The sequence below is a fragment of the Synergistes jonesii genome (assembly GCF_000712295.1).
Classification (GTDB): domain Bacteria; phylum Synergistota; class Synergistia; order Synergistales; family Synergistaceae; genus Synergistes; species Synergistes jonesii.
The window spans coordinates 120,377-135,551 of sequence record NZ_JMKI01000006.1; the positions used below are offsets into that span (position 1 = coordinate 120,377).

General features: G+C 57.5%; 9 protein-coding genes. All 9 read left to right on the top strand.

Annotated features, from left to right (window positions below; all coding sequences use genetic code 11):
• Positions 1-39 precede the first annotated feature (39 nt).
• Complete coding sequence (locus tag EH55_RS02665) at positions 40-1,017, top strand: TAXI family TRAP transporter solute-binding subunit (RefSeq protein WP_037974499.1); 978 nt, start codon at positions 40-42, stop codon at positions 1,015-1,017.
• 57 nt (positions 1,018-1,074) lie between these two features.
• On the top strand, positions 1,075-1,950 hold the full coding sequence (locus EH55_RS02670) for a hypothetical protein (protein ID WP_051682571.1): 876 nt from the start codon (positions 1,075-1,077) through the stop codon (positions 1,948-1,950).
• A gap of 32 nt (positions 1,951-1,982) precedes the next feature.
• Positions 1,983-4,259 (top strand): xanthine dehydrogenase family protein molybdopterin-binding subunit, encoded by a 2,277-nt coding sequence (locus tag EH55_RS02675; RefSeq protein WP_037974501.1) that lies wholly within the window; start codon positions 1,983-1,985, stop codon positions 4,257-4,259.
• Positions 4,260-4,326: 67 nt separating this feature from the next.
• Positions 4,327-6,246, top strand: coding sequence for a TRAP transporter permease (locus EH55_RS02680; protein ID WP_051682572.1), 1,920 nt, complete (start codon positions 4,327-4,329; stop codon positions 6,244-6,246).
• Position 6,247: 1 nt separating this feature from the next.
• Positions 6,248-7,120: an FAD binding domain-containing protein gene (locus EH55_RS02685; RefSeq protein ID WP_037974502.1), complete on the top strand. Its 873-nt coding sequence runs from the start codon at positions 6,248-6,250 to the stop codon at positions 7,118-7,120.
• 13 nt (positions 7,121-7,133) lie between these two features.
• Positions 7,134-7,619 carry a (2Fe-2S)-binding protein gene (locus EH55_RS02690; RefSeq protein WP_037974503.1) on the top strand — a complete coding sequence of 162 codons (486 nt, stop codon included), beginning with the start codon at positions 7,134-7,136 and terminating at the stop codon, positions 7,617-7,619.
• 195 nt (positions 7,620-7,814) lie between these two features.
• Positions 7,815-10,289, top strand: coding sequence for an oxidoreductase (locus EH55_RS13280; protein WP_051682573.1), 2,475 nt, complete (start codon positions 7,815-7,817; stop codon positions 10,287-10,289).
• A 41-nt stretch (positions 10,290-10,330) separates the two neighbouring features.
• Positions 10,331-11,119, top strand: coding sequence for a selenium-dependent molybdenum cofactor biosynthesis protein YqeB (yqeB, locus tag EH55_RS02700; protein WP_037974505.1), 789 nt, complete (start codon positions 10,331-10,333; stop codon positions 11,117-11,119).
• A 297-nt stretch (positions 11,120-11,416) separates the two neighbouring features.
• Complete coding sequence (locus EH55_RS02705; protein ID WP_037974507.1) at positions 11,417-15,169, top strand: hypothetical protein; 3,753 nt, start codon at positions 11,417-11,419, stop codon at positions 15,167-15,169.
• Positions 15,170-15,175: the final 6 nt, after the last annotated feature.

A 15,175-nucleotide genomic window follows, 5' to 3' on the forward strand; every position in this document is an offset into this window, starting at 1 on the left:
ATTTAATAAAAATATATGCTTTGAGAGGAGAACATTGTAATGAAAAAGGGACTTTTCGTATTGGCACTGGCGGCTATGGTTTTTTCCGCGGTTGGCTTATCAGCGCCGGCGCAGGCGGCTCAAAAGCTCGACCTCGCGATATGCGGCGGCTCGATCGGCGGTGCGTGGGCTGCTATAGGAGAGGGTGTTGGCGAGGTAGTCAGGCGCAGCTATCCGGGTTCGAACACCGCTTATGAAGTAGGACAGGAAGCGGCGAACTTAGCCCTTGTCTCCCGCGGGAAGATACAGCTCGGTATCGCTCACGCCCAGCTTATAAAGATGGCGGCGGAAGGCAAAAAGCCTTTCAACAAAAAGCTCGACAACCTTCGCGCGCTCTGCGTCCTTTATAAAGGCGCCGTCGAGCATTTCATCATCAAAACGGATACCGGCGTGAATTCTTTTGCAGAACTGAAGGATAAGAAATACCCGCTTAAGGTCTACTTCAACACAAAGGATTCTTTCATGGACCTCGTCGGCAAGAACGTTATAGAGGCTGAGGGCGTCAAGGTCGAGGATCTCGAAAAATGGGGCGGCTTCGCGAAGAACAGCTCGATGGGCGCGGGGCTCGACCTAATGAGGGACGGCAAGATCGACGCCTACAGCAACGTCATTCAGGTCCCGTCAAGCCACGTCGTCGACGCCGGGACGACCCTCAAGCTGAACCTGCTTCCCATTTCGCCGGAAGCGGCCAAGAAGGTGAACGCCGATCTCGGCACCTATTCGACGGTAATCCCCAAAGGCTCTTACAACTTCCTTAAGAAAGATGTGCCGACAGTCGGCGCTACGGTGGTCCTCTTCACGAACGCCGACTTGCCGGATGACGACGCGTACGCGATTCTAAAGTCGATCAAGGACAACTTCGCTTATTTCTGCAACATCCACGGCTCGCTCAAGGGGCTAAAGCTGGCGGATCTTAAAGACACTGCGCCCGTGCCGCTTCATCCCGGCGCGGTCAAGTTCTTCAACGAAAACAAGTAATTTAGCTGTGCCGCGGCGCCACTCACGCCGCGGCGCTTTCAGGCGGAAGCGATGCCGATGGGTTTTGAAAAATACAGCGTTATAGGAGACGGAGTCGTTCTTGTAGACTACGGGCCCGTCACTATGACGCTCGAAGCACGGAAGCGCGGAAGACCCTTCACGGAAAGCGCGGTGGAGGGGGCGAAGAAGGCGCTGAAAATTTTTGACGGGTTAGCCGGGAATCTTGACTTTATCCGCACGCCTCTTTCCGAGATCGAATCTATTCCGGAGAGCGTACCTTGCGTCGTCCGCAAGATGGCGGAGTCCGTCGCCCTGCTTGGAGATGGAACTTTCACGCCGCTTGCCGCCGTGGCCGGCACGACGGCCGACTTCGCCGTAAGCGCGATGGCCGCCTTCGGCGCGGACTATGCGTTTGCCAACAACGGCGGAGACGTCGCCTGGCGCGTGTCAAGGGGGCGTAAAGATTTCATCAACGTGGGAATGATAAGCGACCTCAGCCTTGGAAGGGCGACACACTCTCTTAAGATTTACGCATTTGAAGATATAAGGGGTCTTGCGACGAGCGGGCTTGGAGGACGCAGCCTTACACGGGGCATAGCTTCGGCGGCGACGGCGCTTGCGGCCGATTCTTCGAAGGCGGACGCAGCGGCCACTGCGATCGCAAACACCTGTTACTGCGACGACCCCGCGATAGAACAGTGCCTCGCGGAAGAGCTCGACTACGGTACCGATATACGCGGCCTTACCGTCACGAGATCCGTGGGCGCGTTAAATAAGGAGAGCGTCGAAGCGGCGCTTGCGTCGGGAGCCGCGAGAGCCGAAGAACTGACGGAAAAGGGCATGATAGCCGGCGCGGTCTTATTCGTCCGCGGCGTCATGAGGATTGTAAGACAACGAGGCAGAGGGAACCTTTTTGAGGTTGCCGAATTGTAGTTGTATCACTAAAGGGTTTCGGAGGGTTCTGAATGGAACAATTTAAAAGTATAGGCTTGAAACAGAGTTTTGTGGACGCCAATGAGAAGGTGACGGGGTCGGCAAAATATCTCGACGATATGCAGTTTCCCGGGCTTTTGACAGGGAAAATCCTGCGTTCGCCGCATCCGCACGCAAAAATATTGTCGATCGATACGTCGGCCGCCGAGGCGCTGCCGGGGGTAAAGGCGGTCATAACGGCGAAGGACTGCCCGCATAACAAGTTTGGAATGGAGATCGCCGATGTCGATATGCTGGCAGTCGACAAGGTGCGCTATGTCGGTGACGAGGTGGCGGCGGTCGCCGCGGAGAACGACGAGATAGCAAAGGAAGCGCTGAAGCTTATAAAGGTCGAATATGAGCTTCTGCCAGTCGTAGATGACCCAGTCAAGGCGCTGGAGAAGGATTCACCTCTCGTCCACGAAGAAAAGGGAACGAATGTCGCGCGCGAGTATCATATTCAGCGCGGCGATGTCGAAGCAGACTTGGCGGCCTGCGACTATGTCTTCGAAGAGGAATTCAGCACGCACCGCGTTTCAGGGCTTTATCTTGAGCCATTCGGAGCCGTCGCCCAGTGGGAGTCGAACGGCCGCCTGACTATCTGGACCGGGCTTCAGTCGGCTTTTCAGGGTAGAAACGAGATAGCCAAGGCGCTGGGAATCAAGCCCGCCCAGGTCTCGGTGAAGTCGCCTTTTATCGGCGGCGGTTTCGGGGCCAAAATATGGATAAGGAACTTCCACCCGATCGCGGCGGTGCTCGCAAAAAAGACGGGGCGCCCGGTCAAAATACTCCTTACAAGGGATGAAGAACAGCTTACGACGCGTCCGAGAATAGCGCCGCGCATGAAAGTGAAGCTCGGTATGATGAAGGACGGCACGCTGGTCTGCAAACAGTCGACGATCGTCGCCGACAACGGAGCCTATTCGTGGGCGGCGCCGAAGGTCCTTCTGAATCTCTCGATGCGCACCGACTGTTTGTACAGATATAAATCTTCAAAATGCGACTCATATCTTGTATATACGAACTTAATTCCTACGAGCGGCTTCCGCGGCTACGGCAACAGCCAGATGCACTTCGCGGTCGAATCCTTCATCGACGAATGCTGCCGCAGGGTCGGGCTCGACCCCGTCGAGGTGCGCCTCAAGAACTGCGTCCGTAAGGGAGACGTAACTCTGCACCGCTGGCACATAAGAAGCTGCGCGCTCGCGGAGTGCATAAAGACTGCAGCCGAGAAGATCAGAGAAAACAGGCTGCCCAAAGAAGAAGAGAACGGGCGCATCAAGCGCGGGATCGGCGTCGCGTGCATGACGCACGTCTCCGGCAACCGCGGCGGCGATAAATTCGACGGCTCTTCGGCGATGATACGCATACACGAGGATGGGGAGGTCTTTATCTTCTCCGGCGAGGCCGATATGGGGCAGGGGGCTAAGACCGTCTTCGCGCAGATCGCCTCCGAAAAGCTCGGCGTCCCTATCGGCGATATTACCGTAATGCCGCTCGATACGGACGTCAGCCCGTTCGGCATGGGCACATACTCAAGCCGCGTCACAACGGTCGGCGGGAAAGCGGTCTTACTCGCCGCCGAGAAGGTCCTCGGCCAGATCCTCGATCTCGCGGCTGAGATGAGCAAGCGCCAGAGGGACACCATGTACATGGAGAACGGCCTCATCAAATGCAGCCGCGATCCTTCGATACTGCTGACGCTTAAGGAAGTTGCGCAGAAAGCTATCAGGACGAGGGCCGGCGTCCCTCTCACCGCCTATATAACATATGATCCCCCCACCGAAGGGTCGGACAAGGATTTCTACGGAGACTACTCGAGCGCTTACACATACGGCGCGCACGGCGTAGAAGTCGAAGTCGACACATACACGGGCAAGGTCAAGGTCCTCCGCGTGGTGGCGGTGCACGACGTCGGCAAGGTCATCAACGAGCTCGGCCTGCACGGACAGATAACCGGTGGAGTGGCGCAGGGTATAGGCTGGTGCCTTTACGAGAACATGCTCTTCAAAAAGGGCGTTCCGGCGACGAGCGGCCTGCACGGCTACACCTTCATGACGATCAAAGACATGCCTCCGGTCGAGGGAATCACCATCGAGACGAATGACCCGATCGGCCCCTACGGCGCAAAAGGCGTCGGCGAACCTACTCTGATACCGACCGCGCCCGCTATAGCGAACGCGATAGAGGACGCCTGCGGAGTGCGTATGCGCGACCTGCCGATCACGCCGGAAAAACTGTACAGGGCTCTTCAAGAGAAGAAAGCTTAGTACGCGGATTTTCCGCGGAATACATAAAACGTTTCCGCCATATGAGTTGAAATTGAGGTGCAGATAAGTGAACACATTATGGAAGATACTTACGGAACAGGGGAAGAAGCGCAAGCTCTCCGGCCTCGACGCCAAAGCGGTAAAGTGCATCGCGGTTGCAATGTCTTTGTACCAGCTTGCTCAGGCTACGTTCCTGACCATACAGCCTCAGATGCATTATGCGATACATCTGACGTTCATTATGGTCCTCTGTTCGCTGATATATACAAGGACCTTCCGTGCGAGCGACCGCGCAAGCACAAGAATCCCGGTTGAGGACTGGATCTACGCCGCTATACTCGCGGCCGCGGGCGTGTTTTACTGCTCGCAGATGGAAACATATCTTTCCAGGATGCCGATGGTCGACGAACTCTCTTCTATAGAAATCGTGATAGGCCTTCTGACCGTAGTAGCCGTCATAGGGCTTACGAAGAGGTGCATGGGGTTTGTGCTTCCCTTCATAGGGTGCGTTTTCGTCGCTTATGCGCTTTTGGGGCATAATATTCCGGGTATCCTCTACCACAGAAAGTTGCTCGCCATCGATATACTCGACCAGCTTGTCTACACGACGAACGGGATTTATTCGTCTCCGATCGCGGCGGCCGCTACATACGTTTTCATGTTCGTAATGTTCGGTTCGTTCTTCGCCGCGTCGGGAGCGGGAGACTTCTTCTACAAATTCTCGATGGCCGTAGCGGGACGCTACGCCGGCGGCGCAGGCAAGGTGGCGATCATCACAAGCGGCCTTTTCGGCATGATCAACGGCAGCCCGACGGCGAATGTCGTTACGACTGGTTCGTTCACTATACCTATGATGAAAAAAGCCGGGTACGACGGGACGTTCTCCGGCGCGGTAACGGCCGTGGCCGCGACCGGCGGCGGCATCATGCCGCCTATAATGGGCACCGCCGCCTTCCTTATGGTCGAGATGGCGGGTATCTCATATAAAAATATAGCCATAGCCGCCTTCGTCCCCGGCGTACTTTACTATTTGGCGTTGCTCCTCATAGTTCACTTCCGCGCTAAAAAGTTCGGGCTAGTAGGGCTCGATTCTTCTGAACTGCCCTCGGTACGTGCGACGCTGAAGGAGGGCTGGGTCTTCCTTGTCCCTCTGGTCGTGCTTGTCGCCATGCTTATGCGTGGCTACACGGCGAATCTCTCCGCCGTCGTGGGCATACTCGCCGTCATAGGTGCGTCCTGGGCCCGCAAGGAAACGAGGATGCATCTCCCAGCGATAATCAAGGCGCTCGAGGATTCCGCGCGTTCTGCGGTCATAGTATCTCTCTCCTGCGCGGTCGCGGGCTGCGTCATAGCGGGGCTCATGACTACCGGACTCAGCGGCAAGCTCGCGAGCCTCATCTTGAGCCTTGGCGGCAACAGCACGCTCTCGGCGCTGGTGTTGACCGCGGCCATCTGCACTCTGCTCGGCATGGGCATGCCGGTGGCTGCGGCTTACTGCCTTACCGCAGCTCTCTGCATCCCGTCTCTTTATGAGCTCGGCCTGCGTCCGCTGGAGGCGCACATGTTCGTCGTTTATTTCGCCACGCTTTCGGCTATCACGCCGCCCGTCGCCGTCGCCTCCTACGCGGCCGCGGGCATTTCAGACGCGAACGCCGCGACGGTGGGCTGGCAGGCCTGCAGAATAGGGCTCGTGTCGTTTATAGTGCCGTTCATATTCGTATTTGAACCGATGCTCATGGTAACGCCGGACAACTTCGCGCTACGCAGCATCTGGATCATGGCCACCGCGACGCTGGGGGTCGTAATTCTCTGTGCCGGCCTTGAAGGCTTCCTGAAGAGAAGCATACCTATGGCGCTTCGCGCGGCACTTGTCTTGGGGGGGCTGCTTCTTATATATCCCGAAGCAGTCTCGGACTATATTGGGCTTGCGGTGGCGGCTGTTCTTGTAGTTCAGCAGTTCTCAGGCCTCAAGCTTGGAGGTAAATGAATTGAAAAAAGTCGAGAAGCACCTTTTTCCCAAAAATATAAAAGAAGCACTTGAGTTTCTTACAGAATATAAGGGCGAAGCGCGCCTCGTTTCCGGCGCGACGGACCTCATGCTATGGATACGCGAAGAGAAAGTTTCCCCGTCGGTCCTTGTCGACGTTTCCGAGCTGTCGGAGATGAGATTTGTCTCCACGGCGGACGATAAGATGACGATCGGCTCGGCGATGACGCACGCCGAGATTGCGGCGCACCCCGACGTCAAAAGAATCTTTCCCGCGCTTTCCGACGGCTGCCGCAGCGTAGGTTCCCCGCAGATACGCAATATAGCGACGCTCGCGGGAAACATCGTCAGCGCGCAGCCCGCCGCCGACTCCGTGGTCCCGATGACCGCGCTTGGCGCGCAGTGCGAACTGGTCGGCCCCGAAGGCGCGCGTATGCGGCCGCTGTGCGAACTTTCAAAAAGAGTAGGAGAGAGTTATGTCGATCCTACAAAGGAAATTCTCACACGGATCGAAATAAGAATCCCCTCCGGCAAATACGGAACGGCTTTCAAGCGCATCGCGCCGCGCGAAGCTATGGCTTTGCCGGTCGTCAACGCCGCGGTGATGCTGGAGGCCGAAGACGACGGAACGATAAAGGCGGCGCGCGTCGTCGCCTCTCCCGTCGCCGTCGTGCCCTTCAGGGCAAGAAACGCCGAAGAGTATCTTATCGGCAAAAAAGCGTCGCCGGAGCTCTTCGCCGAGGCGGCGGAAGCCGCCGGAGCGGAGGCGTCGCCGCGCGATTCTCTTGTCCGCGGCTCAGGGACGTACCGCAAAGTGCTTGTCAAAGACCTTGTGGAGCAGGCGCTGATACAGGCGGCCTCGCTCTTTGCATAGGGAGTGGTTTGAGATGCAGGAATTAAAATGTGTCGTAAACGGCAAAAACGTAGCAATAATGATAGACCCGAGCCGTTCGCTCGCGGATGTGATCAGGTATGACCTTGGGCTCACCGGTACGAAGAAGGGATGCGAAGAGGGAGAGTGCGGCGCCTGCACGGTGCTCGTCGACGGCCTTCCCGTTGATTCCTGCATAGTGCCGGCGATGAAGGCCTACGGGAAAAGCATAATCACAATCGAGGGGCTCGCGCAGAACGGCGAACTTGACCCGATACAGGAAGCTTTTATGGAAGCGGGCGCGATACAGTGCGGCTTCTGCACGCCGGGGGTGGTTCTCTCCGCGAAGGCGCTACTTATGCGCGAGGAAAACCCGACGAAGGAAGAGGTCCGCGACGAGTTATCCGGGCACTTCTGCCGCTGTACAGGATACCTGCAGTTCTACGACGCCGTGAGGATCGCGTCGGAAAAAATCAAAAACAGGAAAAATAAAAAACAGTAATAAAAATGCGCAAGGGGCTTCGTTTCCGAAATACGGAGCTCCTTTGCGCATGCGCAAAGGGAATTCATAGACGAACTATGATGCCCCGACAAGAACTATATCTCGAAAAAACCATTTGCCATTGCCTGATTTGTTCAGGATTGTACCGCTGAGCGTAAGTCGACGGGATAAGAAAGCCGAAAGGATGATAAAGCGATGCAAAGAATAGGCCTTTTCACGCCTATAAAAATCAAAACGATGGAGCTGGCGAACAGGGTGATAATGTCGCCGATGTTCACGAATTCGGCCGCTCCCGGGGGCTTCGTCTCTAAAAACACCATCAAACATTACGTAGACAGGGCGCGCTCCGGCGTCGGCCTTATTATGACGGAGCACACGAGCGTCAGCTCCTATTATATCCACCCGGGGCTTCGCCTTCAGATAAGCAGCGACGATCACATCGAAGGCTTTAAGAAGCTCATCGCGGCGGTGCATAGCGAGGGCTGTAAAATCGGTCTGCAGATCGCGCATTCGATATACGGCGTCGGAAAAAAGCCGCACGAGTTGACGAACGAAGAATGCTACGGCATTATCGGCGACTTTGTCGCCGGCGCGCGCCGCGCCTACGAAGCGGGGTTTGATACTATAGAGCTTCACTACGCTCATACGTACACGATGGCCGACTTTATTTCGCGCCGTACCAACCTACGCACCGATGAATTCGGCGGCGACATATACGGGCGCATGTTCATGCACCTTGAAATATTGAAAAGGGTGCGCGAGATCGTCGCCCCCGATTATCCGCTTTTCGCGCGCATAAGCGCCGAGGAATTCGTCCTCGGCGGCAATACGATCGTTCAAAGCCGCATCTTTGCTGAAGAGCTCGTCAAGAACGGTGTAGACTGCATGGACGTATCGGCCGGCGTGCGTTTCGACGACGCCCCAGTCAAAGGCTACTCGGATCAGCGCGGCAAGCCGACGATTGAATATCCGGACGGGCCGAACGTCTATCTTGCCGAAGAAATCAAAAAAGTCGTCGACGTTCCCGTCGTTACCGTCGGAAAGCTCGGCAACCCGGAATTCGCCGACGACGTCATTGCCGAAGGACGCGCCGACATGGTCGCGCTCGCGCGCCCGCTTATCGCCGACCCGATGTGGGTGCGCAAGGTCAAGGACCATCGTTTCGACAGGATAACGGAATGCCTCTACTGCACAGAGTGCCTTTACGAGCGCCACGATCCTTCGGCTTATATCCATTGTATGCGCTATACCTGCCAGAACGCCTGCCCGGCGAACGTCGAAGTTCCTCTGTATCTTGATTTCGCGCGCCGCGGTATGTACCGCGAAGCGTACAAAGTCATACAGAACGAGAACCCGCTCGTCCTCACCTGCGGCCGCGTATGCAACCACCTCTGTGAAAGTATGTGCAACCGTGTTAAAATAGACGAACCGATAGCTATACGCGGCATTAAGCGCTTTATCACGGACTGGATACTTGAGCACGACGGAAAGTTCCCGATGCCCGAGATGGAAGCGCCCAATGGTAAGCGCGTCGCGGTAGTCGGCTCGGGGCCGTCGGGACTCTCATGCGCCTTCTATCTGAAGAAGAAGGGCTATGAAGTTACGGTTTTCGAGGCTCTGGAGGTAATAGGGGGGATGCTTGCGGTCGGGCTTCCTGAATATCGCCTGCCGCGCGACAAGTTCGCAAAGGAGATCGCCCTTTTCGAAGAGATGGGCATAGAATTTGTCACGGGCAAGAGGATAGGGAAAGATCTGAGCGTAAAAGAGCTCCGCAGGATGGGCTACATGGCGGTCTATCTCGCCGTCGGCGACCACAACGACAGAAAGCTCGGCGTAGCGGGCGAAGGTTCCGAGGGCGTGATGTCTGGAGTTTCCTTCCTGCGCTCGTTGAAGACCGGGGCGGCCCCCGATTTCAACGGCAAAGAGATAATCGTCGTTGGCGGAGGGAACGTCTCGATGGACTGCGCAAGAAGCGCGATACGCCTCGGCGCCGCGAAGGTCTCGCTTTTCTGCCTTGAAAAGGAAAAAGAGATGCCGGCGCACGCTGACGAAGTGAGAGAGGGTTGTGAAGAGGGGCTTCTCGTCTTCAACGGCTGGGGGCCGCTGGAGATTATAGCAGAAGAGGGGCGCGTTTGCGGAGTTAAGTTCAAGAAATGCACCGCGGTCTTTGATTCGTCAGGACGCTTCAACCCCGTATATGATGAGGGCTCCCAGATGAAGGTGGGCGCGGATTACGTTATCTGCGCGATAGGACAGGCGCTCAGCCGCGAGGTCGTGGCCGGCAGCGAAGAGCTTATCGAGATTCGCGGCAACGTGATCGAAGCGGCTTACTTCGGCGGCACGGGTACGCCGTGGATATTTGCCGGCGGAGACTGCACCACCGGGCCGGATTCCGTGGTAGGCGGAGTGAACAGAGGAAAGGAAGCGGCGTCGTCGATCGACCGCTATCTCGGAGGGGATGGACAGGTGATCTCTAAGAAATATATCAAGAGGGAGCTGAGCAAGCCCGTCGACGAAACGCCGTCGAAGCGTCAGGCGATGCCTACGCTCTCCCCGAAAGAGAGGAAGTCCTGTTTCCGTGAAACTGAATGCGGCTTCAGCGAAGGACAAATAGCGAAAGAAGCCGGGCGCTGTCTGCGCTGCGACGTTTTGAAGGTCAGCAGGCTGTAGAAGTTTTAGTTTCGCTGATTTGAAAAGAGGTTTCTTTTTTAATGAAAAATGCCGGGACTGTCATCGTAAGAGGCGGAGGAGACCTCGCAACAGGAATAATCTACAGGCTCTGGAGGGTCGGTTTTTCGGTGCTTGTCCTGGAGACGGAGCGGCCGCTGGTCGTCCGCAGGACCGTCTCCGCGGCGTCGGCCGTCTTTGACGGCTCGATAAAGATAGAGGGCATGGAGGCCGTGCTGATCGATTCGGCGGAGGCCTTCGACGCCTCTTCCGAAAAGATTCAGGTATTGATCGACCCGGAAGGCGGAGCCATTAAAAAAATCAGGCCGCGCGTCCTCGTGGATGCGGTCATGGCGAAGAAAAACCTGGGCACGACGAAGGATATGGCGCCGCTCGTCATAGCGATCGGGCCAGGCTTTTCCGCGCCGGAAGACGTACACGCCGTTATTGAAACGAAGCGCGGGCATTCGCTGGGGCGCGTCATAACCAGCGGCAGCGCGATACCGAACACCGGTGTGCCCGGAGTGATAAAGGGCTACGGTATAGAGAGGCTGCTGCGCGCGCCGGCCAACGGCTATCTGTCGCCGGCGCGCAAAATCGGCGACGAGGTCTCCTGCGGAGAAACAGTCGCCTACGTGGACAGGATACCTGTCCGCGCCGGGGTCGGCGGCGTTTTGAGAGGGCTGATTCATCCGAGCGTTTATCTGACGAAGGGACTGAAGATAGGCGACGTCGACCCGCGCGGAGATCCGTCGCACTGTTTCAGCATCACGGACAAGGCGCTGGCAGTCGCGGGCGGCGTCCTCGAAGTGATAATGCGCGGCATGGACTGACGAAAGGCGCGGCTTTCGCACCGTGCCAAAAATGGATAGTTTCCGCGTGTCTTATGAGCCGCGGCGGGCAGGAAGCCCGCCGCGGCTTTTCTACCGGCGCGGGGCGCGTCTGGCTTAGAAATTTTTCATAAATGGAGACGCGTTCAAGCCGATTCTAATTGTCTCCTCCGCGCATTTGCGCTATAAAATGTCTGTGTAGTGATAAAATTATCCTGTCTAACGTTTTGCGCCGGAGGAGATTTGTTTCATCCGGGCGCACGCGTATTTTGTAGCGCCGGACGATAAGGTGGTATCGCTTTGGATAAGGAATCTAAAAATATAGAAATAAAAACCGTGGAAGAGAAGAAGGCTTCGCTCGGGAGACGCAGATGGAAAACGTTCCTCTTCATCGCCGCCGTTTTTGTCTGCGGGGGGCTCTTTGCGCTCTCGAAAATGAATTTTCTCGGGGACTTAGTGTACGAGAAGGTCATTGAAACGGCCGCCGAGGCTATCTCGTCCGACGTCGCGATAGGAGGCATTTCTGGGAACCCCGTCACGGGCTTCAAAGCCGAGGATGTCGAGCTTTCGCGCTACGGCGAGAGGATGCTCTTCGTGAAAAATGTCGGGGTTAAAATCTCTTGGCCGAGCGTCGTCACCGACAGCCCGAAGCTTTCCCTGCTAAGCGTAGAGGGGCTTGACGCGTCGCTCGACGATTTGCTCGAGCTGATGCCGAAAAAGGAGAAAAAATCCGACGAACCGGTCGACGTGCCGATAGAGAAGGTCGCGATCAGCGACAGCACGCTGCGCACGAAGTGGGGTACGATCAACTTCAAGAAGCCGGGTGTCGTGAAGATAAGAAATTCACAGGATTTCAGGCTCGACATCGCCGCCGTCGTCGCAAGCAGGGACTTCACCGCCTCGGGAGCGGTCGCAAAGAGGGGCGGCTCGTGGCGCCTTGACAAATTCAGGCTGGGGCTTGAGGGCGGCAGCGCCGAGCTCTCAGGCGCGCTCTACCCTTCGGCGGATATGACGATCAACGTCGCTTCTCTGAACATATCGGACCTCTCGGAGATACTCCCCGAGCTCAAAGGCTACGGCGTCCGCGGCGTGCTTTCCGGCAGCGCGTCTTTCCGCGGCGGCGGCAAAAATATCGCTTCGGCCGGCAGCGGCAATCTGCACGACGCCGTCGTCAAAGGCATACCGATCAGCGACTTGCAGACGAAGTGGGATCTGAAGCCCGGTCATATCGCCGTGGAGGTCGGGCAGGGGAAGGTCTTCGATTCCGTCCTCTCGGGGAAGCTCACCATCGACGGTGCCTCCGCCGATAAATATATGACGCTCGCGGCCGACATAAAGAATTTTAAGTTCGCTGACTGGAGCCCACAGTTTGAGAAAGAGACGAAGGGGCAGGCGCTCTTTTTGAAGGGCGGCATCTCGTCGCTCTCGGCGGAGCTCGAAGGGCCGATAAACGCGCTCAAGGGGCGCATCGACCTTTCGCCCTCCGATCTGAGCTACAGGGAGATCAAACTTAAGGGGCTCTCCGGCAGTGCGGTCTTCGACGGCCGCCCGGCCGGCGATCTCGATATTTCGGCGACAGCCGAAGGCAAAAGGGTCGCGCTGAAGGGGCTGCTCTCCTTAGGCGACAAGGTGCCGACCGACGTCGCTTTCTCGGTAGAGGGCTATCCGATAGAAAAGGTGTTGAAGTGCCTGCCAGGCGCCGACAAGGCGGCCGCCAGCGGCGCCGTCTCGCTCAAGGGGACGTGCCGTGGCCTGACCGGCCGCTGGGTCGTCGACGCCGCGGCATCGTCGGCCGCGATAACGCTTCAGAAGGTCGGCGCCCTGTCGAATGTAAATGTCTCGGGAAGTTACTCGGCGACGGATAAAAAGTTCACATTGGCCCGCTCGTCCGCGGAGTTCAACGGCGCGAAGCTCACCGCCTCCGGCACGGCGCTCCTCGGTGAGTCGCAGGATAAGCTCCTCGACTTTAAGGGCGCCTTCCGCGACGCCGACGCCAAGCGCCTTTATCAGCTTATTCCGGCGCTCAAGGCCCTCGATATAGAGGGCGTTGCCTCCGGCAGATGGAGCGCGTCCGGACAGCTTTCTTCGCCCGTGGTCAAGGCGGACTTCAGCATGCCCTCCGGGCAGTTCCGCAGGCTCCGCCTCAGCAGATTCAACACAAAAGCTGAGTATTCGGAGGGCGTGATGCGCCTCGATCCGATGAAGGCCGAGGGCTGCGGAGGACGGGGGATTCTCGCGTGTGAAATAAAGCTTCCGAAGGCGAGCGCTGACGGCAGGACCTCGTGGAAGCTCGGCGGCAAGGTCGCGGGCGTAGATCTCTCGATCGTCAACGGGCTGCTGAAGACGAGCGAAGACATATCCGGAAAAGTCACGGGGGAGATAACGGCCGGCAGCGCACCCGGCGGACTCGAATGGGCGCTCGGCTTCGACGGTGAAAAGGTGCGCTGGCGCGAGTTCAGGGCCGATACGCTGAAGGGCGTGATAGAAGGCGCTCCTAAGGAGATTCTCATAAAAAAGGCCGACGGCATATTCCTGAACGGTGAAACGTCGGTGGCGGGCAAAATAATCATGCCGCCGAGCGGCGAGCCTTTTTCAAACGCCAAGCTTGTTCTGTCGGCTTCGGTAAGCAAGCTGAACGTCTATGAGCTGCTTCGCAGACATCTTCCGGCGGTGCGTTCGATACAGGGGCTCATCGAGGCCAGCGCCGATGTCGGCGGCACGCTCTCCGCGCCGACCTTCGAGGGCTCCGGCCGCATAGCGCCGCTGCGCTGCCGCGGCTTCATGCTGCCGATGATGGACGTGAAGTGCCACGGTTCCCTGAAGGAGATCGTGATCGGCGACGCGAGGGCCCTGCTGCACGACGGTACCGTCAAGGCCAGCGGGCGCATCTACGAGGAAAACGGCAAGTGGCTCAGCAAATTCAGCGTCGCCGGTGAAAACGTCGATATGAAGCAGTTCGGCGCGTATCTGCCGCAAGATTTCCGCGCGCGCTTCGGAGGGACGGCGAATTTTTCGATGAACGGCTCCGGCGAGCTCTCCAAGCTGACTGGCACGGGCTCTTTCACCGCGCCCGAGCTGAGAATTATGGGGATAGAATTTAAGGACGTCTCGGCGCCTTTCTTTGTCTCGCAGAACTACATGATGGTCGAAGACTTGCACTCAGAGATGAACGGCGGAAAGCTCAGCGGCGGCGTAGGCTTCGACCTGAAGGACAATAAATGGGGCGGCAACCTCACGGTTATGAGCTCGGACGTCGAGGCGCTCGTGAAGCAGGCCGCTCCTAATCTGAAGGGCAATATAACGGGGCTCGGCGACCTCAAGATCCGCGGTGGAGGAGAGATCGGCCGCGCTTCGACAGTAAGAGGCGGCGGAGCGGTGAAGCTGCACGACGGGGAGATAACGAGCTTCGACGCGATAGAGACGGCGAAAAAATATACCGGAGGCAAGCCGCTGCGCTTCCATAGCGTGCAGGCGACCTTCACCTACGACGGCGGGGATATAAACATCCTGCCGGGCAGCCAGGCGACGGCGCCGAAAAACGATACGGTCTACAGCTATATGATGCTCGACGGCTTCATCAGCCGCAAGAAGGAGCTGCATCTTTTCAGCATGGGGAAAGTTAACATACGCGCGCTGAATTCGCTGATGGGCGCCTTCGGCAGCATAGCCGACGCGGGCTCCGACATAATCTCGGGCAAGGTCGACAGCGGCGAGCTGCTGCACAACGTCGTCGGCGGAGTCATCACGGGGCTCACTAGGAAAGAGTTCCGCTTCGTCACGCTGAACGTCGGCGGGACAACCGAGAAGCCCGATTTCTACAACGTGAAGGTGCAGGGGACGACGATGCAGACCTCGGCGAAGGAATCTATCCCGACAAGCAACAGCGACCCCGACGAAAGGAGCCTGACCAAAGAGGGTAACACGACATTCCGCTTCAAGTTCGAAATACCGGTCGGCCCCGGCAACGGCGGCTCCGCAGGCGACGCAGCGAAGGGGCAAGTCGTCGGGCAGACGCTCGAAAATCTTCTGAAGAACGTCGATTTCGGCTTGTAGCGGGGT